A 21,071-nucleotide genomic window follows, 5' to 3' on the forward strand; every position below is an offset into this window, starting at 1 on the left:
CTCTTGGCTTGCGCACCGCGGCGCCGGGCGGGCCCGAGACCAGGCCTGCCCGGCGCCGCGGCGCATCCGTTCGGGCTCCGCGCTCAGACGCCGGAGGCCACCGCCTTGGCCGGGACCGCCTCCGTGGCGCGGTCCGGCCGCACCACGAAGCCCGCGACCAGCGAGAGAACGACCCAGCCGATCGCCGCGTACGCCGCCCACTTGGTGGGTGCCGGTACCTGGTACACGGCGCCGAACAGCGCACCGCCGGTGATCACGACACCTACGGCGGAGCTGGTCCACACCAGCGCGGGGCTGCGGTGCCCCCGCAGGCCGCGCGGTGCGCCCGCGCACATCGCGAAGTAGATGACGGCAAGACAGAAGATGCCGAAGGCCGACAGCCAGACGTACCAGGCGAAGTAGTCCGGCAGGCCGGGCACCGCGACGGCGTGCGGAAAGACCGCGCTCAGCAGCACGCAGGTCAGGAAGACCGCACCGACGATCGTCGTGCCGACCACCGGGGTGCCGCGTTTGGCGCTGAGCCGGGCGATCGGCCGCGGAAGCCAGCCGTCCTTGGCCATGGTCCGCAGGCCGCGCGTGCTGGAGACCCCGATGCCGATGTAGACCGCGAACATGTCGAGCAGGATGACCAGTTCGACCAGCCGGGCCACCCCTGTCGAGCCGTACGCGCCCGGTGAGGCGAGGGCGGTGATCGGCGCACCGGCGTTCTCGGCGACTTCGGCGACGTCGAAGTGGAAGCCGGCGATCTGTGCGTACGAGCCGAGCAGGAAGAAGGCGGCCGAGGCGATCAGCGAGATGAGTACGGCCCGGGGGATGGCGCGCTTCGGCTCGGCGGTCTCCTCGGCGAGGTTGGCGGCGGCCTCGAACCCGGTGAAGAGCAGCACGCCGTAGATGACGGAGAAGGCTATGCCGCCCCAGCCCTGGGCCGCGCTGGAGGGCTGGAAGGCGCTGACGCTGTTGTCGCCGCCGACCTTGACGATGATGTAGACGAAGAACACGGTGAGCACGCCGATGGAGACGAGTGCCAGGACCAGTTGGGCCTTGACGGAGATCTGTACGCCGATGTGCACGATGGCGAGCAGCACCGCGAGCAGGATCAGGTTCCAGCCCCAGACGGGCACCGCGTCGAAGCCGAACTCGCCGGCGAGGGTGTCGTGCAGGGTGCCGCCGATCAGGACGGCGATGGCGGCACCGAGGATGAGCACGCCCAGGTAGTAGACATATCCGGCGGCGGCGCCGACGCGCGGGCCGATGCCTTCGGTGACGTAGTTGTAGAGCGAGCCGGCGGCGTGGATCCGGCGGGCGTAGGCGGAGACGATCCAGCCGATGCCGAGCATGCCGATGGTGCCGAGCAGTACCGCAAGCGGCGCGGCGCCGCCGGCGCCCTTGCCGGTGGCGGTGGTGATGCCGACGAGCTGGGGCAGCAGGATCGACACCGAGAAGACCGGGCCCATGAAGCCGACGGACTGGGCGATCACGTCCACCAGCTTGAGTTTGGGTGGTGAGGTGCTGTTGTACGGCGACATGGATCGCTCCATCCAGGGGGAGGCGCCCGATCGAGGAGTTCGTTTGGGCCCGTACGGTATCCCCGGGCCGGACGGTGCGCAATGCCCTCGACGAATCCACATCAGGGGGTTGTCGGCACCCATGCAGGGACTTACGTTTGACCCCAAATGATTTCCTGGGAGACAACCGAACGACAGGGGCCCCTCCTCATGACCGCCACTCCCCGCATGCTCCTCGTGCTCAGCGAGAACTGGACGCTCACCGGCGGACGCGCCGACCTCCCCGCCACCGTCCGCTGGGCCCGTGAGGCCGAGGACGCCGGGTTCGACTCCGTCATGGTCAGCGAGCACATCGTGCTGGGCCCCGACGCCGTCGCTGGCGGCATCATGGGCAACCCCCGCGACTGGGCGCTGCCGGGCAACCAGGACCCGTACACCCCCTGGCCCAACTCCCTGATGATGCTCAGCGCCATCGCTTCGGTCACCGAACGCCTCCGGCTCGCCGCCGCCGCCATCCTCGCCCCCCTGCGCCACCCGCTGCTGCTTGCCCGCGAGCTGGGCACCCTCGACCTGCTCTCCGAGGGCCGCCTCATCGTCCAGCCGACCGTCAGCTGGAGCCGGGACGAGTACGAAGCTCTCGGTGTCCCGTTCGGCAAGCGCGGCAAGCTTCTCGACGAACACCTCGCGGTCTGGGCCAAGCTGTGGAACCCCGGCTCCGGCCCCGTGTCCCACGACAGCGACCACTACCCGTTCCGGGACGTCTACTTCGAGCCCAAGGCCCACCGCCCCGACGGCCCCCGCCTGTGGCTCGGTGGCCAGCACCTCCACGGCCCGCTGCTCCGCCGCCTGGTCCAGCACGCCCACGGCTTCCACCCCCTGGGCCGTCCGTCCCCCGAAGAGCTCCAGACCCTCAAGACCGCCATGACCGCCGCGGGTCGCGACATCACCGACCTGGAGATGATCGGCGGCACCCGGCCCGTCTTTCCCGACGACCACTCCCCCGCCGACCTCGGCCAGGCTCTCTCCTCGATCCCCGAGCAGCTCGAACAGGGCTTCAGCCTTTTCTGCGTGAAGCCCAACCAGTTCATCGACGACCCGGACGGCGTCGGGGCCTTCTGCCGTGAGGTGATGCGGCGCGTGGAGCGGTTCACGCAGTAGCGGTGAACACAAACGCCGTCGCGGCGGAGATTCTCTCCGCCGCGACGGCGCGCGAACTTCCCGTCGGCAGCCGCCCGTCGAGCAGTTGCCTACGCCGACCCGCTCGACGCCCGCAGGGCCCCGGGCTCGTGGACGATCTCGCCGTCGAAGACGGTGAGATCGATTCCGACCGAGGTGATGTCGTGCGGGTCGGTCGCGGTCAGGTCGCGGTCGAGGACGACGAGGTCGGCGACCTTGCCGGGCTCGATCGAGCCCTTCCAGTCCTCGGCGAAGTCCTGCCGGGCCGGGTTGATGGTGTAGGCGCGCAGCGCGTCCGCGAGGCCTACGCACTGGTCCGCGCCGCTTCGGCGGCCGCTGGCCTTGGATTCCCGCAGCAGCATGCCGGCGACGCCCTGCCGCCAGTCCGGCTCGGTGATGGGGGCGTCGGAGCTGGCGCACACCGCGACGCCTGCCTGGACGGCGGAGCGGACGGGCCACTGATAGGCCGAGCGGGTCTCACCGACGATCTCGTCCATCAGATCCGAGATCGTCCACTTGATGCCGGGGTTCATGTTGACCCCGTAGCCGTGCGCGGCGAGCTCGGCCAGGCTCTCGGGACTGATGAAGTCGCCGTGTATGACGTAGTGCCGGGCATCGGGCCGCGGGGCGGCCTCGTTCGCGGCGGCGAAGGCGTCGACGACGGTGTCGATGGCCCGGTCGCCGGTGACGTGCACGCCGAGCTGATAGCCCGCCTCGTGCGCGATACGGATCATCTCGCGCAGCTCGTCCGCCTGGAGCGCGGGGGTGCCGCCGTGGACGCACAGCGCGCCATGGCCGCCCTCGGGGTATGGCTCGCTCATCCACGCGGTGCGGTTCGGCGGCACACCGTCGCCGAAGATCTTGACGCCGATCACGCGCAGCCGCCGCTCGTCCGCCGACGGCGGCACCCGGAGCTCGTCGAGCCCCTTGCGTACGTCGGCGGCGGAGCCGCCCATCGCGGCGGGGAGCAGCAGCACACTGACCCGGGCCCGCAACGCGCCCTCCGCGGTCAGTTCGGCGTAGGCGGTGAGGTTGTCGGCGCTCAGCCCGCCGAAGAGAGTGTCGGAACCGCCGGTGCCGAGGCCGGGCTCGGTGTAGCTGGTGATGCCGCGCGCGTGCAGATCCGAGACCAGCGAACGGATCGCCTCGCGGCGCTGCGCGACCGTCGGCGACGGCAGCAGCGCCTGGACGAAGCGCTGGGCCGCCTCCCGCAGGATGCCGGTTGGTTCGCCGTCCGGGTCTCTGTCGATCACCCCGCCCGGTGGCGGCTCGGTCGCCCGGTCGACCCCGGCGGTGCGCAGGGCCGCGCTGTTGGCCCACACCATGTGCGACGAGAAGTCGGTCAGACACACCGGATTCTCCGGCGCCGCCCGGTCCAGGTCCGAGCGGCTCGGCAGCCGGCCCGGTTCGGCCAGGCACTCTGCCAGATAGCCCGGGTCCCATCCCAGCCCGATGACCCACTCCCCCGGCCCCGCCGCCTCGGCCGCCTTCCGTACGACCTCGGTGATCTCTGCGATGGACCGCACGGCCGGATGGCCCACGTCGATCGCGAACGGCGGCTTGGTCATCGCGTACGCGGCCCCGTGCAGATGCGAGTCGTTGATCCCCGGCAGCACGGTCCGCCCCACCAGGTCCACCACGCGGGTCGACGGCCCGGCGAGCGCGGCGATCTCGGCGGCCGTACCGACGGCGGTGATCTCCCGGCCGCACACGGCGACGGCCTCGGCGACCGTGAAGTCTGCGTCGACGGTCAGGACTCGGCCGCCTGTGAGGATGAGGGTGGGGGTGGTGTCCGTACCGCTGTCCGTGGCGTTCACTGTCTGAACCTTTCTCGGTGGTGATCAGGCCCGGCTCAGCCGGGGACCGAAGTAGGCGAGCGCGGCACCGATGACCAGCGAGGTGCCCTGGGCGATCTGCTGCCAGAAGGTCGGCACGCTGAGCAGTGTCAGCCCGTTCTGCAGGCAGCCCAGGAACAGCACGCCCAGCAGCACCCCGAAGACCGACCCGGAGCCGCCGGTCAGGGCCACTCCGCCGAGGAGCACGGCGGTGAGCACCGTCAGCTCGAAGCCGGCCCCGGAGGTCCCGGCCGAGGCACTGTCCAGCACCGATGCCCTGATGGCGCCGGCGAGCGCGGCCGCTGCGGCGGTGAGCACGAAGAGCGCGAACGGCGTACGGCGGATATTGATCCCGGAGAGATACGCGGCCTCCCGGTTGACCCCGATCGCGAACAGATGCCGCCCGCCCGGCGCGAACGCCAGGAACGCCGCCCCCGCCAGCAGCACCAGGGCCGCGATGACGACCGGTGCCGCGATCCCGGCGAGCGTGGCACCGCCCAGCCAGGCGTACCCGTCGCCGAAGTTGCTCAGCGGCAGCGGGAAGAGCTGCTGGGCCACGCCGCGCACCGCGGTGAGCATGCCTAGGGTCACGATGAACGCCGACAGTCCGAGGTAGCAGCACAGGATGCCGTTGACCACGCCCACCGCCGCCCCGGCTGCCAGCGCGCCCAGCACCGACACGGCGAGCGACTGGTGGTGGGTGCCCGCCAACTGCCCGGCGACCAGGGCGCCGAGGGCGAGGCTGGAGCCGACCGAGAGGTCGAGGTAGCCGCTGATGACGAGCAGGGCCAGCGGCACGGCGACGATCGCGATCGTGGCGGCGTCGGTGGCGATCCCGCGCAGATTGCCCGAGTCCAGGAAGCTGCCCGTCGCCAACTGGAAACCCACCACCATGAGTACGAGCACGGGCAGCAGCGGGTTCCGCCGCACTCCGGCCAGAGTGGTGCCGGCGAGCGCACGGGAGCTCGGGAGGGCGGTCCGCTCGACGCGGCCGGACCCGTCTGCCCCATCGGCCCGTTTGACGTGTTCGGCCTGTTCGGCGGTGGTCATGGCGCTGCTCCTTCGGCGGAACCGGTGGCATGGGTGTCGGAACGTGCGTCGGTACGCAGGTGTTCGGCGGACCCGCCGCCCGCGGGGCCGTCGTGGACCGCCGACAGCAGCGCCTCCTCTGTCAGTCCGGCCCCCGCCAGCTCGCCGACGACTCTTCCTCCGGCGACGACAAGGCAGCGGTGTGCGAGGGCGACGATCTCCTCGGGGTCGGAGGAGGCGAAGAGCACCGCTGTCCGCCGCTCCGCGGCGAGCCGGTTGATGACGCGGTAGATCTCCTGACGGGAGCCGACATCGACGCCCTGGGTGGGCTCGTCGAGCAGCAGGACCGTCGGCGTGCGCGAGGCGTTGACCCAGCGGCCGAGGACCAGCTTCTGCTGGTTGCCGCCGGAGTAGGCCGCGGCGGGTAGCCGGGGGGCGAACGGCCGCAGGCCGACCGACCCCGCGAGGTCGGCGAAGATGCGGCGCTCGTCCCGGCGGGACCGTACGCCCCACCGGGCGAGTGCGGAGACGGTGGGGAGCAGCGCGTTGTCCTGTGCGCCGAGGCCCGCGAAGACGCCCTGTGCACGGCGGTCGCCGGGTACCAGCGCTATGCCGGCGGCGAGAGCGTCAGCGGGGCTTCGGGTGGCGACGACACGGTCCGCGACGCGTACGGTACCCCCGGTGCGGGGGCGGCGGCCGAAAAGGGTTTCCAGTAGGCGTGTACGACCGGAGCCGATGAGCCCGTAGAGCCCGACGATCTCGCCCCCGCCGACACCGACACCGACCGGCCCGAAGCCGGGCCCGGTAAGCGCGTCCACCGCGAGGACCGGTGGGCCGGCGACCGCGCCGGGCCGGGGCGCCTCACCGGCAGGGGTCGCGGCGGCACTGGTCGGCACGGCGGAGACGGCGGTTACTGCGGAGACTGCGGCAGAGGGATCGGGAGCCGGCTTCGAAGCGGGCGAAGCCGCCGCAGGCGAAGCCGTTGCGCCGGCGATCGTGTCGACGAGTTGCCAGCGAGTGTGCCCGGACATGGACGAGTGGTAGCTGACGCGGCCGTCGCGGAGGACGGTCAGGTCGTCCGCCAGCCGTTCGACCTCGGACAGCAGATGGGTGACGTACACGATGGCCAGGCCCTGTGTCCGCAGATCCTCGACGCGTTCGGCGAGGGCATCGCTCTCGGTGCTGGAGAGCGCGGCGGTGGGCTCGTCGAGTACGAGGACGGAGGCGCTGCGGCTGAGCGCCTTCGCGATCTCGACCAACTGCCGCTGGCCCATGGGCAGATCGCCGACCCTGTCGCGGGGCGAGCAGCTCGCGGCGACTCGTTCCAGCAGCCCGGCGGCGACCTGCTCCTGCGCCCGCCGGTCGACCGCGCCCAGCCGGGAGCGGCGGGTCCACTCCTGGCCCAGAAAGATGTTCTCGGCGACGGTGAGCGGCTCGACGACGCTCAGGGTCTGGAAGATGATCGCGACTCCGGCCGCGATGGACTCACGCGGGCTCAGCCGGGTGTACACGGCGCCGCTCACCTCGATGGTGCCCGCGTCGGGGGCATAGGCGCCGCCCAGGCACTTGATGAGGGTCGACTTCCCGGCACCGTTGTGCCCGAGCAGGGCGTGCACCTGCCCGGCCGGCACGGTCAGGTCCACTCCGTCCAGGGCTTTGGCGCCGCCGAAGGACTTGGCGAGCCCGCTGATGCGCAGGGTCATCGCGGCCGCCTACGCGTTCTGCGCCAGCAGCGCGTCGATCTTCGCGCCGTCGGCCTTGCGGACCAGCGTGATGGGCACGTTCACGCTCGGCTTCGCCTTGCCGGCCGCCACCGCCAGCGGTACGTCCACGATCGCCGCCGCGATGTCCTTCGGGGCGAGCGCGGACGACGCCCGGTAGAACGTGCCCTGCTTGATCGCGATGAGCGACGGCGCCGCTCCGTCCTGACCGCCGACGAAGGTCTTGGCGTCGGCCTTGGCCCGGCCCGCCTGCTGGAGCGCCTTGAACCCGCCGTAGGCGGCGGCGTCGGTAACGCCCAGGATGATGTTGAGGTCGCGGTGTTTGGCCAGGATCGCGTTGGACTTGGACAGGCCGGTGTCCGGGTCGATGGCCTGCTCCTGAGCGACCACGTCCACGCCTGGGGCGAGCTTGGTGAACGCGTCGATCATGCCCTTCGTACGGTCACGGCCGAGCTGGATCGCGCTGTCGGTCAGGAAGGCGATCTTGCCCTTGCCGCCCAGCGTCTCGTTGGCCCACTTGGCCGCGGCCTCGCCGAGCAGTCTGCCGCCTTCGACGAAGCTGAACTGGATGTCCGCGCTCTGGTTCGTCAGCGAACCGCCGTACGTCACCCAGATCAGCCCGGCGTCGAGTGCGCTCTCGGCGATCTTCTCGGTGGCCTCGAAGACCATCGGGAACGACACGATCGCCGGGACTTTCTGAGTGATCCACGCGTTGAGGTTCGACGCCTGGATGTCGGGGCTGCTCTGGTCGCTGGTGGTGACCAGGCTGACGCCGTGCTTCTTCGCGCCGGCCGTGGAGAGCTTGACCAGGGTCGTGTACAGCGGGAGCTGGGTGAAGGGGTAGTCCAGGCCGATCTTCGACAGACTCTTGGCAGGGGCGGAACGGGTCGCGGACGACGAGGCGGTACTGCTCGGTGCGCTGCAAGCGCTCAGCGCGGCGGCGGCGGTCAGACCACCGGACAGTGCGAGGAAGTTTCTACGGGACGCACCCGGTCCACGGGACGCAAGGGGCAGGTCTCTCATGACGGGGGCCTCTCATCGGGGTGCTGACACGGCAGCTGTGTGGCGAACAGCAAAGCCCCGTACGGCGGTGGCCCACCATCCGTACAAATACGGACCCCGATCGGTGGCGATGCCATTCGGTTACAGGCGGGTGAACCTCTTGTCCGGATTACCGCGAGCCCCTTACGTTAGGGACCAAACGATTCCAGCCGCTCGCCCGCCCACAGGAGGCGAGGATGCTCAGCCACCACCAGATCGCGGCGGCCACCCGCATCGGCATGCTCACGCGTGAGCGCGACACCGCGTCGGCCGGCGCCGAAGCTCTGCGGCTGCTGGCGAGCGCGCTGCCGAGCGACGCCTCGACGCTCACCGCGCTGGACCCGTTCAGCGGCGCCCATGTCCGTGTCGCCGGCGCAGGGGGCGCTGCGGGCGCCGACGACTCCGTCCGGTCGCTGACCGAGACGTTCGTCGGCACGCCCTCGTACCGCAAGGTGCTCGCCGAGCCGCTGCCGCCGTCCATCTCCGACGAGGCCGGGCAGCCGTACCGCCACAGCCGGTTCTACGAGGAGCATGTCCACCCCGCCGGCTTCCGCGACGCCATGAGCGGTGCCCTCCACCACCACGGCCGCTACGTCGGCATGATCCATCTCGCCGCGGAGCGCCCCGGTACCTTCACCCGCGAGGCCCGCCACCTCCTCGCCTCCGTCATCCCCGCGCTGGCCGCCCTCGCCGACCCCACCGCCCGGATCGGCGATCACCCCGACCTCCCCGGCGACGCGTCCGCTGCCCTTGTCACCCCGGACGGCATCCTCGCCCTGCCCGGCCGGGATCGGCCGCCGGTCCTGGACGACGCCGCGTTCGACTGCCTGGTGCGGGAGTTCGACGCCTCCGGTGGACACCGTCTGCGTCTGCTGTGGCCCGTCGGCCGTGACTGGTACCACGTCGGCCTCGCCCGCCGCGCCCTCGACTTCCCCGCCGCCCTCGCCCGCCCCGCCGTTCTGGTCCACGCCCGGCCCACCCCGCTGCCCTACGGCCTCAGCCCCCGCGAGCTGGACGTCCTCACCCGTGCTGCCATGGGCCACACCAATCAGGCCATCGCCGGGCATCTGTTCCTCTCCCCGCGCACCGTCCACAGCCACATCGAGCACATGCTCCGCAAAACCGGCTGCTTCTCCCGCTCCGAAGCCACCGCCCTCGCGGTCCGCGACGGCCTGCTCCGCCCCGCTCCGGACAGCGTCCGGCACTTCGCCGAAGGCCACAGCGGGCAGTTCTAGTGCAGGGCCTAGGAGGACGCGAGGTCAGACATCTCGCCAGGCACGGACGTCAACCGCACCGCGGCACCGGCCTCCGACGCTCCGGCCTGCCCGACGCCCCCTGAACCACCTGCCCGAGGAACCCGTCCACCAGGTCGTACGCCCGCTGCCGGGACTCCTCGCGGCGGGCACGGGTCTCGGCGATCATCCGGTCGGGGTCCACCCCGAACTCCTCGGCCTGGCGGTGGCCGCCGAGGTCGAGCCACTGGAGGAGCGTCTCTTCGGTGAGCTCGGGGTGGAACTGCACACCGAGCGCCCGCCCGACCCGGAACGCCTGCGGGCCGACCGCGCCGCGAGCCAGCTCCACGGCGCCGGGCGGGATCACGAACCGGTCGAAGTGCCACTGGAACCACGGTCCCGGGGCGATCAACCCAGGCGCGTCCGACTCGACCGTCGACCAGCCGATCTCGGGACGCGGGGCGCGCTCCACGGCCCCGCCGAGCGAGGCAGCCAGCGCCTGGGCCCCGAAGCAGATGCCGAGTACGGGGATGTCCGCGGCGAAGGCGTCGCGCAGCAGGACCAGTTCACGGTCGACCCACGGACCGATCACGGCCCGGTCGTAGACGGACCAAGGGGCGCCGAGCAGCACCAGCAGCTCGTACCCGGTGGGGTCGGGGAAGGTGAAATCCACGCCAGGGGCGTGGTGATTCTCCGCGGGCACGACGATCAACTCGTCGAGTGCGTAGCCGAGTTCAGCAAGGCGGTCGCCGATCGGGCCCAGCAGCGACGCGTGATCATGGCGTATGACCAGGGCACGCACGTGAGTTCTCCATTGCTCGGCATGGTGGGCATCACGGTCGATCTACTGCCGGCATCTGAAAGCCCCTGCAAGCCAGCTACCGCGAGGTCCACACCTTCACCATATCATTTGGGATCAAATATATCCTCCGGGAGTTGGCTGCCCTATCCGCGCAGTGCCCGGATGCGGTCGGCGCGGGCACGTCGGACGACATCCGCCTGTGGGTTCATGCGGTCGAAGCCGTGGGGGCAGCCGGGGTGCACGTGCAGTTCGACGGAGGTGCCGGCGGCGGCGAGGCGTCTGGCGTACTCGATGCTCTCGTCCCGGAAGATGTCCAGCTCGCCGACTTCGACATAGGCCGGAGGCAGCCCGGACAGGTCCAACGCGCGGGCAGGGGCGGCCGTGCCGGGTACCTCGGGACCGCCGACGGCCTCGCCCAGCAGGGCCTGCCAGCCGGTGTGGTTGTCGTCGTACGTCCAGGCCGCGAAGGGTGCCAGGGCGGGGTCGGGCACCGTGGTGCGGTCGTCGAGCATGGGGTAGACGAGGATCTGCCTGGCCACGGGCAGGCCCCGGTCATGCGCCAGGAGTGCGGTGCCGGCGGCCAGCCCGCCTCCGGCGCTGTCTCCCATCAGCGCGATCCGGTTCGCGTCGACGCTCAGTTCACCGGCATGCGTGACCAGCCACGCCAGGCCCGCGTAGCCGTCCTCGACCGGGCTGGGGTGAGGGTGCTCGGGGGCACGCCGGTAGTCGACCGCGAGGAGGGGGACGCCGCTGTCGGACGCGTAGGCGGCGACCGTGCGGTCGTACAGGTCCACCGAGCCGCAGACCATTCCGCCACCGTGCAGGTAGACCGCTGCCGGGCCGGAGGCCGAAGGGTCGTGCCCCTCCGGGACGTACCAGCGCAGCGGGACCTTGGCGCCGTCGCGGGAGAGAGCCGTGAAGTCCGTGCGGGTGACCGAGGAAAGCTCGGGCATCAGCGACTCGATGAATGCCACGGTGGCATCGGCGGTGGCCCGGAGGGCCTTCCAGTCGCCGCGCTCCGCCAGGGGTGGTGCGGCGTCTGATGCGGCCACCGCCGCCATGACTGGGGCCAGCTCCGCGTCGTACGCATAAGTCATGTGGGTTTCCCGGAGTCGATTAGGGATCGCGGTCAGGTTTCGAGGCCAGGTCCGAGGTCACGTTCGTGAACAAGTTCCAGGTCAGGGGCTTGCGCCGATGGCTGCGGCGCCTCTTCCCGGTGCCGGCCGTCAGGTCGTCGGGCCGTCAGGGCGGGCGGGTGTCTTCACACCGCCCGAGTGGAGGGCTGCGACGGCGCCGCCGTCGACGAGGAGGTCCGTGCCGGTGATGAAGGTCGAGGTCGGGCCGAGCAGGAAGGCGGCGGCGTCGGCGATGTCGTCGGGTGTGCCCAGCCGCCCGGTGCTGGACGCGTCGACCATGGCACGCATGAACTGCCCAGTGTCTCCGGCCAGTTCCTGCCGGCCCATCGGGGTGGAGATGACGCCGGGACTGATGGAGTTCACGCGGGCACCGCGCTCACCCCACGTCAGGGAAGCGGCCCGCACGCGGAGCAGGTTGGCGCGCTTGGCGAGGCTGTAGGCAGGGCCCGGCTCGGCGGCCGTTTCCGTGGTGGTGCACGGCAGGTGCAGCAGCTCCTCGGCAGGGGCGTGGGCCAGGGCCTGCTCCTGCTGGGGGTCGAGGGGAACTGCCAGGTGGCCGGCCATGCTGGCGATGACGACGCCCGCGCCGCCCTGGGCGATGACGCGACCGAACTCCTCGAGGACCAGGGCGACGCCGAGCAGGTCGACCTGAAGGACCGCCGAGGCGGGCGCCTGCGCGGGTGAGAGTCCCGCCGTGTGGGCGACCTGGGTGACCCTGCCTCGCGCCGCTGCCGCCTCGGCGAGGCCGGCCACCGACTCGCGCGAGGAGACGTCGACGTGGTGAGTGACCACGTCGTAGCCGTCACCCCGCAAGACGTCCGCGGCGGCATCCAAGGTGGCCTTGTCGAAGTCGGCCAGCAGCAGCGTCCTGCCCGCACCCTGGCGGCGTGCGATCGCCTGCCCCATTCCGCCGACACCGATCACGACGACTACGTCCCTGTTCATGAGCCACCCTTCCACGTTCGCACATTACGAGACAGAAATTCTCGTAAATGGAGCGTACGCCTCCTCCGCCACGTTGGGAACACCGGTCCGCCTACCCTGGGCACATGGCAGAGGAGCGCCGCGGCCGACCGCGCAGCACGACCGTCCACCGCGCCATCCTCCAGGCCACGCGTGACCTGCTGATCGAGAACGGCTATGCCCGGCTGTCGATGGACCGCGTCGCCACCCGGGCCGGAGTGGGCAAGCAGACCGTCTACCGGCGGTGGCCCTCCAAGGCGCCGCTCGTGGCCGAGGCCGTACTGGACGGCGCCCGGACCCCCGGACCGCCCGACACGGGCGACGTCCACCGGGATCTACGGACCTGGTTGTACGGGCTGGTGGCCTTCCTGGCCGACCCCCGGCACGCGGCGCTGATCCGTGCCCTCGCCGCCGCCGCGGCGGAAGACGCCGAGGACGCCGAAGCCCTCTTTCAGCGGCTCACCGGGCCCCAGCGCGAAACCCTGGTGCGGCGGCTGCGCGCCGGAGCCGAAGCCGGACAGGTACGCGCCGACGCCGACCTGGACGCTGTCGCCGACGCCCTCACCGGCGCCCTGGTGTATCAGGTGCTCGCCCGCAACGATCCGGTGTCCGTGCGGCGGGCCGACGGACTGCTCGACGTCATCACGCTGGGACTGCGGGCCGACGTACCGTCCTCGGCCACGGCGACCGCCGGCCTTCCTGCGGCAGTCGACACACCGCGGCGGACCGCGCCAGGACCACGTTCCTGACATCTGCTCAGCCCAGGCATACGCGGCGAACGGCGCCGCCCGCACGAGGGTGTGCGGTCACGGGCGAGGCGCCCCGGGGAACTCGACCCGACTGCCGGCGACTTCAGCGAAGGCGGGGCGCACCAAACCTCCCGGTTGGGAACCGGGGACCCACCCGGGCCGGGGCCCTTCCCGGCCCGGAGGTCAGCAACGCCGGGGCGCAACCGTGCCCCGCTCTGACTGTTTGTACGGGTACGCGCCGACGCCGCCCAGAGCACGGCTGCGCCCCGCGCGCTTGCCTACGCCACCGCCTCGCCCACCACAGCGATCTCCGCCACATCCGCCTTCTGGAGCGGCGCGACCTTCTGGAACTGCGTCCGGTACAGCTCCGCGTACCGTCCGCCCGCCGCGAGCAACTCCTCGTGGGTGCCGCGCTCCACGATCCGGCCCGCTTCGACGACGAGGATCGCGTCGGCGGCCCGTACCGTCGACAGCCGGTGGGCGATGACGACCGCGGTGCGGCCCTCCAGGGCTTCGGTGAGGGCCTCCTGAACGGCTGCTTCGGAGGTGTTGTCCAGGTGGGCGGTGGCCTCGTCGAGGATGACGATGCGCTGGCGGGCCAGCAGCAGGCGGGCGATGGTCATCCGCTGGCGTTCGCCGCCGGAGAGCCGGTAGCCGCGCTCGCCGACCACGGTGTCCAGGCCGTCGGGCAGGGAACGTACGAGGTCGTCGAGGCGGGCGCGGCGCAGTACGGCCCACAGTTCGTCGTCGTCGGCGTCGGGCCGGGCGAGCAGCAGGTTGGCGCGGACCGAGTCGTGGAAGAGGTGCCCGTCCTGGGTGACCATGCCGACGGCGGCCCGCATCGACTCGGCGCTCAGTTCGCGTACGTCGACGCCGCCGATGCGTACGGAGCCCTCATCGGTGTCGTACAGCCGGGGCAGCAGTTGCGCGATGGTCGACTTTCCGGCGCCGGAGGAGCCGACGAGGGCGACGGTCTGGCCGGGTTCGGCGCGGAAGGAGATGCCGTGCAGGACCTCGGCGCCGCCGCGGGTGTCGAGGGAGGCGACCTCCTCCAGCGAGGCCAGGGAGACCTTGTCGGCGGACGGGTAGCCGAAGCGGACGCCGGCGAACTCGACGGAGACCGGACCGTCCGGCACCTTCCGCGCGCCCGGCTTCTCCTCGATCAGCGGCTTCAGGTCGAGCACCTCGAAGACCCGCTCGAAGCTCACTAGAGCGCTCATGACCTCAACTCGGGCTCCCGCCAAGGACGTCAGGGGCGCGTACAGGCGGGTGAGGAGCAGCGCCAGCGACACCACGGCGCCCGGCTCCAGGCTGCCGCGCAGCGCGAACCAGCCGCCGAGGCCGTAGACCAGGGCGAGTGCGAGCGCGGAGACGAGGGTCAGCGCCGTGATGAACGCCGTCTGCGCCATCGCCGTACGCACCCCGATGTCGCGCACCCGCCGGGCCCGCGCGGCGAACTCCTTCGACTCGTCGTCGGGCCGCCCGAAGAGCTTGATGAGCGTGGCACCGGGCGCGGAGAAGCGCTCGGTCATCCGCGTGCCCATCGCAGCGTTGAGGTCGGCTGCCTCGCGCTGGAGTTTCGCCATCCGGCGGCCCATGCGGCGGGCAGGGATGACGAACACCGGGAGCAGGACCAGCGCGAGCAGGGTGATCTGCCAGGACAGGGTGAGCATCACGGCGAGGGTGAGCAGCAGCGTCACAAGGTTGCTCACCACTCCGGAGAGGGTGTTGCTGAACGCCCGCTGGGCGCCGATCACGTCGTTGTTGAGACGGCTGACGAGCGCTCCCGTACGCGTGCGTGTGAAGAACGCGACCGGCATGCGCTGCACATGATCGAAGACCGCTGTGCGCAGATCGAGGATGAGCCCCTCGCCGAGCGTCGACGAGAGCCAGCGGCTCATCAGCCCGAGCCCCGCCTCGGCGAACGCGATCAGGGCGATGAGCAGGGCAAGGCGTACGACCGTGCCCTCCTCGCCGCCGGACACGATCGCGTCCACGACGCGCCCGGCGAGGACCGGCGTCGCCACCGCGAGCAGCGCGGTCGCCACGCTGAGCAGGACGAACTGCGCGATACGGCGACGGTGCGGACGGGCGAAACCGGCGATGCGGCGCAGCGTCGCTCGGGCGAAGGGGCGGCGCTCCTGCTGGGCGTTCATGACGCTGTGCAGCTGCGTCCAGGCTGTGGTCTCCATGCTCATGGGAACGACGCTAAGACCTCAAGCAACCTTGAGGTCAAGGGGTTGATCGATACGCATGGTCCAAGGACGTGCCCGGCGTGTAAGCCGCCGTCCCCGTGCGCGCAACCCCTCGTTGGCACGACATGGAAAGCCTTTCCCGGTGTGACGGACGTACGACTTCCCCGAGCCCTCCACCGACGCATCCCGGTCCGCCAGATCCTGTGCCTGCTGCCGCTCGCCCTCGTGGCCTGGGTCGCGGTGCGCCACTGGTCCGTGCTCGTGGACGGCTTCGGCCACCTGGCGACGGCCAAGTGGCCCTGGCTTCTGGCGGCGGGTGCGGCGACCTGCCTCACCTGGGTCGCGGCGGCCGTCACCCGGCAGGGCGCCCTGGTCGAACGGCTGCCCAAATGCCGGCTGCTCGCCACGCAGTTCGCGGCGGGCGCCGCCAACCATCTCCTGCCCACCGGGCTCGGCGCGAGCGCCGTCAACCTCCGCTTCATGGCGGTCTGCGGTGTTCCGCTGGCCCGCTCCTCGGCCGCGCTCGCGCTCTATCTGCTCGCGGAGTCCATAGCCCGGACCGGCTTGCTACTGGCCCTGCTGATCGCCTTCCCCGACGCGCTGCGACCCGACAAGCTCATCCCGGACGCGGCGATCGGTCCGCTGCTGCTCGCCGCCGGTGCGGCGGTGTGCGTCGCGGTGGCGGTCCTGCTGCTCGTACGACGGCTGCGTACCGTCGTGTTCACCTTCCTGCGGACCGCGCTGAGCGAGGCGCGCTCCGTGCACACCCGGCCGGCGCGCGCGCTCGCGTTGTGGGGCGGCTCGATCTCCTTCCCCATCCTGCAGGCGGCCGGACTGGTCGCGGTGGGGCTGGCGTTGGGGCTGCCGGTGTCTCCGCTGCACATCGTGGTCGCGTACCTGGCGGCGACGGTCGCCGTCGCACTCATCCCCACGCCGGGCGGCATCGGCTCGGTCGAGGCCGCGCTGATCGTCGCGCTGGTGGCGGCGGGCGGACCGGCCGCGGTGGCGACGGCGGTCGTACTCGCCTACCGCATCATCACGGTGTGGCTGCCGCTGCTGCCGGGGGCGTTGACGCTGGGCGCGCTGGTGCGCCTGAAGATGATCTGAACCCCGCTTGAGCAGGCGGCGTATCCAGGCCATCTTGGGCCCGGCGAAGACGAGGGCGAGCCCCACCCCCGAGTCGTCGGTGATCACTCCACGCAAGCCCCGCCCCAGCCGCGCCCGGCGTCCACGCGCCCGATGCGCCTACGACGATGGCCGGAAACGAAGCGGACCGGGGGCGAGCCATGCGCGCGGATGCGGCAGGATGAGCGAGCCCGCCGGACTTCGCACAGACGTCCTGGCGGGGGCGTACATCACGGAATCGAGCAGCAGGTGACCAAGTGACGAGACATCACATACCGGGCGTACGCGCCCTTCCCAGCGCGACGGGAGGCAGCTGGTGAACCGCGATCTCACCGCACAGGACATGATCATCGCCGGCGTCTGGGTGGCCGTCGGGCTTGCGGCGGGCGTCCTGGCGCGGATGCTGCTGCGCTGGCTGGGCAAGCACGCGGACCGTACGAGTTGGCGCGGGGACGACGTCATCGTCGACTCACTGCGCGCGCTGGTACCGATCGCGGCGCTCGCCGGCGGTGTGGCCGCCGCCGCGGCGGCCCTGCCCCTGACGAGCCGGGTCAATCACAACGTCAACCAGATCCTGACGGTTCTCCTCATCCTCGCCTCCACCATCACGGCGGCGCGCATCGTCACGGGCCTGGTGCGGGCGGTGACCCAGTCACGGCAGGGCGTCGCCGGATCGGCCACGATCTTCGTCAACATCACCCGTGTCGTGGTGCTGGCGATCGGCATCCTGATTGTCCTGCAGACCCTGGGCATCTCCATCGCCCCGCTGCTCACCGCCCTCGGCGTCGGCGGTCTCGCGGTCGCCCTCGCTCTTCAGGACACCCTCGCGAACCTCTTCGCGGGCATCCACATCCTCGCCTCGAAGACGATCCAGCCCGGTGACTACATCCGGCTGACGAGTGGTGAGGAGGGCTACGTCGTCGACATCAACTGGCGCAACACCGTCGTACGCAATCTCTCCAACAACCTCGTGATCATCCCCAACGCCCAGCTGTCCAGCACGAACATGACCAACTACAGCCGTCCCGAACAGGAGATGACGCTCACCGTGCAGGTCGGGGTCGGCTACGACAGCGACCTGGAGCATGTCGAGCGGGTGACCTCCGAGGTCGTGATCGAGGTGATGACGGATGTCGAGGGCGCCATGCCCGAGCACGAACCCGCCATCCGCTTCCACACGTTCGGGGATTCGCGGATCAGTTTCACGGTGATCCTGGGGGTCGGCGAGTTCAGCGACCAGTACCGGATCAAGCACGAGTTCATCAAGCGGCTGCACACGCGGTACCGGGTCGAGGGCATCAGGATTCCCTCCCCCGCGCGGACGATCGCGCTGCAGAACGGTGGACCGAACGGCGGCGGGGCCATTCCGCCGCAGTGGGACGGCGTCACGTCCGTCTCGTAGGCGCGAGGTCAGCGGGAGGTCACCGTGTCAACACCGGTGACCTCCCTGAGAGACCTGACAGACCCGCCCGCCGTCAGGGCACGTACGTGGCGTTCTGCGCCGTGGTGACCACCTTCTGACCGTCGGCCTGGCTCAGCAGCCCGGCCGACACCCAGGAATTCACGGTCGACTGCACACGCGAGACCAGCGCGCCCTTGTTGGCGAACGGCGCCCCGGCCCAGACCTCGTCGAGCAGTGTCGTCCCGTCGGACTTCGCCGGGTTGGCGACCCCGGAGTCGGTGTTCCCGAAGACGACCCTGGGCTCGGACCGGCGGACATAGGCATGCGTCGAGTCCTCGGTGCCCTCGTAGAAGGGGGCGAACTCGGTGCCGTTCAGCGTGTAGTGGAGCGGCTTGCCGGACACCGGCGTCAGTGAGGGCAGCAGGTCGCCGGAGAGTGCGGCGTTCTTGTAGAGCCCGACCTGGAGGTGGCTCGTGCTGGAGTTGCGGCCCACCAGGTTGACCGGGCCGTAGAAGAGCGTCTGGAGGGACGGGTCGTCGAGCGCCTTCTCGACCCGTAGCCGGAACGGGATGGTGACGCGTACGGTGTCGCCGCTCTGCCAGTTCCGGGAGATGGTGAAATAGCTGCCGGGGCTCGGAGTTCCGCTGACCGCGCTGCCGTTGACGGTCACCCGAAAGCCACCGGTCGCCCAGGACGGCACGCGCAGCTTCAGCTCGAAGGAGGCGCTGCCGCCGCTGATGGTGAGCGTGGAGCCCTGCTCCCTCGGGTAATCCGTGGCCTGCGTGACGGTGACGCCCTTCGCGGACCAGGTCAGCGTGGACGGGCTGTACAGGTTGACGTACAGAGCGGAGTTGTCGGACTTCGTGAAGTACACCGAGTCCTGGTACTTGGTGGCGCTCTCCATGCCGGTGCCCTCGCAGCAGGTCGTGCCCTGCTTGGGCGTGTAGTCGCGTACGTGCCCGGGCGTGAGGCCGATGAAGTACGTGACCAGCGGCTTCTCCGCGTCGGCCTTGTCCTGCTTGGAGCCGAGGACCTGGTTGTACAGGCCCCGCTCGTAGTAGTCCATGTAGCGCGGGTCCTGGTCGTGGAAGAACAGCATCCGGCTCAGCTTGAGCAGGTTGTACGCGCAGCAGGACTCGGCGCTGGTGTCGCTGATCGTGCCCGCGATGACCCCGCGGGCCTTCCAGAACTCGGCCGTGCTCGTACCGCCGATGCCGAACATGCGGTGCGGGATGACCATGCCCCAGAAGTTCTTCGCGGCGGTGAGGTAGCGGGTCTCGCCCGTCGCGTCGTACAGCCTGACGTACCCGGTGAAGATCGGGATGTGCTGGTTGGCGTGCAGGCCGTCGAGGGTGTCGGTGTTCGCGGCGCAGGCGTCGATGAGTTTGTCGAGGTCGAACAGCTTGGCCAGCGCGAGGTGTTCGGCCTTGCCGGTGATCGAGTGCAGGTCGACGATCGTCTCGACGATGCCGCCGAACTCGCCGCTGGAGAAGATGCCCCACATGCGCTGGAGCGTGGAGTCGGGCAGCTTGGACAGCCGGGAGTACATCCAGTCGCACATGCCGGACGCGAGGTCGAGCGCCCGGTCGTCGTCGGTGGCGAGGTACGCGTCCAGCAGGCCCTTGAGGATCTTGTGCGCGGTGTAGTAGGGCGCCCAGACCTTGGTGTAGTCCGCGGTGGTCCGCGACTCCAGGTCGATGAACTGCGTCTCCGGGTACGCGGCGAGGAACCCGGGGTGGCTCGGCCCGCCCCAGGTGCGGCGCAGGGTGGCGGTGAGGTTGCGGCCGGAGGCGTCGGCCCAGGTGCCGCCGGTGGTGGCGGCGAAGTAGTACGACGCGAGGTTGCCGAGTCCGGCGGAGGAGTTCTTGGCCTCGTTGGTCTGCAGCGAAGTGATCTCGGCCGCGGTCAGGGCCCGTGAGTAGACGTTGAACTCGTCGAAGGCGCCCGCGAACACGGGGTCGCCGGAGAAGTTCGAGCGGCCCAGCCAGTTGTTCGTCAGGGTGCCCAGGACGGACGGGTTGAGCGTCATCGAGGTGTTCTGGGCGACGGCGGTGCCGTTGACGTAGAGGGTGCCGGTGCTGCCGGAGATGGTCACCGCCAGATGGCTCCACTGGTTCAGCGGCAGTGCGGCGGTGCCGTTGAGCCCCTGCTCCCCGCCCGGCCCGTTGGTGGTGATGGCGAACCGCGGGACGCCGTTCGCGTTGCGGCCGACCAGGTACATGTACCGGGTGGCGTTGTTGCCGAAGTCGAAGACCCGCTGCCAGTTGGCGTTGTGGGTGGGCTTCACCCAGACCGACAGGGTGATCGCCGCGGCACCGCCGAGCACGGCGGCCGGGAGGTCGACGTACTGGTACGAGCCCCGGACGTTCTCGTGGGCGCCGCCCCACTTCCCGGTGACGGCGAGCATGCGCGGGTCGGTCCGCAGTGCCGCGCGCACGTCGGTCAGTGCGCCGATCATGGTGCGGATCTTGTCGGCGTACGCCTGGTCGCCGGTGGACGCGTACGCCTGCGACAGCATGGTCAGGAAGTGGCCGGTGTAGTGGCCGCGCAGGTTGCCGTTGGCCTCGCCGTCCAGGCCCTCCCAGCCGCCGGGGGCGACCGCGCCGCCCGTGGAGAGCCCGGCGTTGGCGCGGAAGACCTGGAGCAGCCGGTTCACGTCGTAGCCGCGGCCGTGGTCGAGCATCAGCTGGCGCTTGGTGGCGAAGATGCCCTGCCCGAGCTTCACGTCCTCCAGCTCGAACGGCCGCACCGCCCAGGCGGTCGGCGCCGGCAGCCCGGCCGCGACGGCGACCGCTGCCGCGGCTGCACCGGTCTCGGCGGTGGCTCGGCCGACGGGGATCGTGGATATCACCGGGGTCGCGGCGACCAGGGCGGCGGCGCGGAGCAGGGATCGTCTGGAGGGGGATGACGCCATGGGGGGCCTCTTCTACTCAAGCTTCTGGTCGGGAGCGATGTCCGGTATATCGATCAAGGTTCGGATAACCGACCAGAACGTAAGAGGCAGGCGGGTGGACGTCAATGGTTGCGTCACGATCAGCTCGTACATACACCTGCGACTCACCGGCGCCAGAAGTCGCCAAGCGTTCACGAAGTCTTGACGCGGCCCCACCTGCACCTTACGTTCTGACCGGCTTGCCGAACTCCGTTCGAAATGTCGGCC

General features: G+C 70.7%; 15 protein-coding genes. 5 read left to right on the forward strand and 10 right to left on the reverse strand.

Annotated elements, in window-relative coordinates:
- Positions 1-83: 83 nt before the first annotated feature.
- Positions 84-1,526 carry an APC family permease gene (locus ACYVO6_RS26710; protein ID WP_461065376.1) on the reverse strand — a complete coding sequence of 481 codons (1,443 nt, stop codon included), beginning with the start codon at positions 1,524-1,526 and terminating at the stop codon, positions 84-86.
- A gap of 189 nt (positions 1,527-1,715) precedes the next feature.
- On the opposite strand from ACYVO6_RS26710, the gene ACYVO6_RS26715 reads away from it, so the two are divergent.
- On the forward strand, positions 1,716-2,663 hold the full coding sequence (locus ACYVO6_RS26715) for an LLM class flavin-dependent oxidoreductase (RefSeq protein WP_461065378.1): 948 nt from the start codon (positions 1,716-1,718) through the stop codon (positions 2,661-2,663).
- An 89-nt stretch (positions 2,664-2,752) separates the two neighbouring features.
- Here the strand turns inward: ACYVO6_RS26715 and ACYVO6_RS26720 are convergent, their stop codons facing one another.
- The 4 genes from ACYVO6_RS26720 to ACYVO6_RS26735 are packed head-to-tail and all read right to left on the reverse strand — an operon-like array spanning position 2,753 to position 8,289.
- Positions 2,753-4,498: an amidohydrolase gene (locus tag ACYVO6_RS26720; protein ID WP_461065380.1), complete on the reverse strand. Its 1,746-nt coding sequence runs from the start codon at positions 4,496-4,498 to the stop codon at positions 2,753-2,755.
- A 24-nt stretch (positions 4,499-4,522) separates the two neighbouring features.
- A complete protein-coding gene (locus tag ACYVO6_RS26725) occupies positions 4,523-5,566 on the reverse strand; it encodes an ABC transporter permease (protein ID WP_461065382.1) in 1,044 nt (347 codons plus the stop codon).
- Positions 5,563-7,248: a sugar ABC transporter ATP-binding protein gene (locus ACYVO6_RS26730; protein ID WP_461065384.1), complete on the reverse strand. Its 1,686-nt coding sequence runs from the start codon at positions 7,246-7,248 to the stop codon at positions 5,563-5,565. The genes ACYVO6_RS26725 and ACYVO6_RS26730 overlap by 4 nt, the downstream gene beginning before the upstream one ends.
- Positions 7,249-7,257: 9 nt before the next feature.
- Positions 7,258-8,289: a sugar ABC transporter substrate-binding protein gene (locus ACYVO6_RS26735; RefSeq protein WP_461065386.1), complete on the reverse strand. Its 1,032-nt coding sequence runs from the start codon at positions 8,287-8,289 to the stop codon at positions 7,258-7,260.
- 215 nt (positions 8,290-8,504) lie between these two features.
- On the opposite strand from ACYVO6_RS26735, the gene ACYVO6_RS26740 reads away from it, so the two are divergent.
- Positions 8,505-9,542 carry a helix-turn-helix transcriptional regulator gene (locus tag ACYVO6_RS26740; protein ID WP_461065388.1) on the forward strand — a complete coding sequence of 346 codons (1,038 nt, stop codon included), beginning with the start codon at positions 8,505-8,507 and terminating at the stop codon, positions 9,540-9,542.
- Positions 9,543-9,591: 49 nt separating this feature from the next.
- Here the strand turns inward: ACYVO6_RS26740 and ACYVO6_RS26745 are convergent, their stop codons facing one another.
- The 3 genes from ACYVO6_RS26745 to ACYVO6_RS26755 form a co-directional block, all read right to left on the reverse strand.
- Positions 9,592-10,341: a type 1 glutamine amidotransferase gene (locus ACYVO6_RS26745; protein WP_461065390.1), complete on the reverse strand. Its 750-nt coding sequence runs from the start codon at positions 10,339-10,341 to the stop codon at positions 9,592-9,594.
- Between the two features lie 143 nt (positions 10,342-10,484).
- Entirely contained in the window at positions 10,485-11,438 is a 954-nt protein-coding gene (locus ACYVO6_RS26750; protein WP_461065392.1) for an alpha/beta hydrolase, read from the reverse strand.
- A 129-nt stretch (positions 11,439-11,567) separates the two neighbouring features.
- The gene (locus ACYVO6_RS26755; protein ID WP_461065394.1) at positions 11,568-12,422 is read right to left on the reverse strand and encodes an SDR family oxidoreductase; all 855 of its coding nucleotides are present in this window, start codon (positions 12,420-12,422) and stop codon (positions 11,568-11,570) included.
- A gap of 104 nt (positions 12,423-12,526) precedes the next feature.
- Between ACYVO6_RS26755 and ACYVO6_RS26760 the strand changes: the two genes are divergently transcribed.
- Positions 12,527-13,189, forward strand: coding sequence for a TetR/AcrR family transcriptional regulator (locus tag ACYVO6_RS26760; RefSeq protein ID WP_461065396.1), 663 nt, complete (start codon positions 12,527-12,529; stop codon positions 13,187-13,189).
- A gap of 278 nt (positions 13,190-13,467) precedes the next feature.
- On the opposite strand, the gene ACYVO6_RS26765 is transcribed toward ACYVO6_RS26760, so the two are convergent.
- Positions 13,468-15,381 (reverse strand): ABC transporter ATP-binding protein, encoded by a 1,914-nt coding sequence (locus tag ACYVO6_RS26765; RefSeq protein ID WP_461065487.1) that lies wholly within the window; start codon positions 15,379-15,381, stop codon positions 13,468-13,470.
- A 147-nt stretch (positions 15,382-15,528) separates the two neighbouring features.
- Here ACYVO6_RS26765 and ACYVO6_RS26770 point away from each other — a divergent pair, with 147 nt between their 5' ends.
- Both ACYVO6_RS26770 and ACYVO6_RS26775 read left to right on the forward strand, forming a co-directional pair.
- Positions 15,529-16,491 (forward strand): lysylphosphatidylglycerol synthase transmembrane domain-containing protein, encoded by a 963-nt coding sequence (locus ACYVO6_RS26770; RefSeq protein WP_461065398.1) that lies wholly within the window; start codon positions 15,529-15,531, stop codon positions 16,489-16,491.
- Between the two features lie 334 nt (positions 16,492-16,825).
- Entirely contained in the window at positions 16,826-17,911 is a 1,086-nt protein-coding gene (locus tag ACYVO6_RS26775; RefSeq protein ID WP_461065400.1) for a mechanosensitive ion channel family protein, read from the forward strand.
- Between the two features lie 73 nt (positions 17,912-17,984).
- On the opposite strand, the gene ACYVO6_RS26780 is transcribed toward ACYVO6_RS26775, so the two are convergent.
- Entirely contained in the window at positions 17,985-20,825 is a 2,841-nt protein-coding gene (locus ACYVO6_RS26780; RefSeq protein ID WP_461065402.1) for a beta-L-arabinofuranosidase domain-containing protein, read from the reverse strand.
- Between the last annotated feature and the right edge of the window lie 246 nt (positions 20,826-21,071).

The sequence above is a fragment of the Streptomyces pseudoechinosporeus genome (genome assembly GCF_054783935.1).

Excerpts from the sequence above, each read along its gene's own strand:
- ACYVO6_RS26755 (WP_461065394.1), bottom strand. The coding sequence starts at position 12,422 with ATGAACAGGGACGTAGTCGTCGTGATCGGTGTCGGCGGAATGGGGCAG.
- ACYVO6_RS26725 (WP_461065382.1), bottom strand. The coding sequence starts at position 5,566 with ATGACCACCGCCGAACAGGCCGAACACGTCAAACGGGCCGATGGGGCA.
- ACYVO6_RS26765 (WP_461065487.1), bottom strand. The coding sequence starts at position 15,381 with ATGGAGACCACAGCCTGGACGCAGCTGCACAGCGTCATGAACGCCCAG.
- ACYVO6_RS26715 (WP_461065378.1), top strand. The coding sequence starts at position 1,716 with ATGACCGCCACTCCCCGCATGCTCCTCGTGCTCAGCGAGAACTGGACG.
- ACYVO6_RS26780 (WP_461065402.1), bottom strand. The coding sequence starts at position 20,825 with ATGGCGTCATCCCCCTCCAGACGATCCCTGCTCCGCGCCGCCGCCCTG.
- ACYVO6_RS26730 (WP_461065384.1), bottom strand. The coding sequence starts at position 7,248 with ATGACCCTGCGCATCAGCGGGCTCGCCAAGTCCTTCGGCGGCGCCAAA.
- ACYVO6_RS26750 (WP_461065392.1), bottom strand. The coding sequence starts at position 11,438 with ATGACTTATGCGTACGACGCGGAGCTGGCCCCAGTCATGGCGGCGGTG.
- ACYVO6_RS26735 (WP_461065386.1), bottom strand. The coding sequence starts at position 8,289 with ATGAGAGACCTGCCCCTTGCGTCCCGTGGACCGGGTGCGTCCCGTAGA.
- ACYVO6_RS26740 (WP_461065388.1), top strand. The coding sequence starts at position 8,505 with ATGCTCAGCCACCACCAGATCGCGGCGGCCACCCGCATCGGCATGCTC.
- ACYVO6_RS26760 (WP_461065396.1), top strand. The coding sequence starts at position 12,527 with ATGGCAGAGGAGCGCCGCGGCCGACCGCGCAGCACGACCGTCCACCGC.
- ACYVO6_RS26710 (WP_461065376.1), bottom strand. The coding sequence starts at position 1,526 with ATGTCGCCGTACAACAGCACCTCACCACCCAAACTCAAGCTGGTGGAC.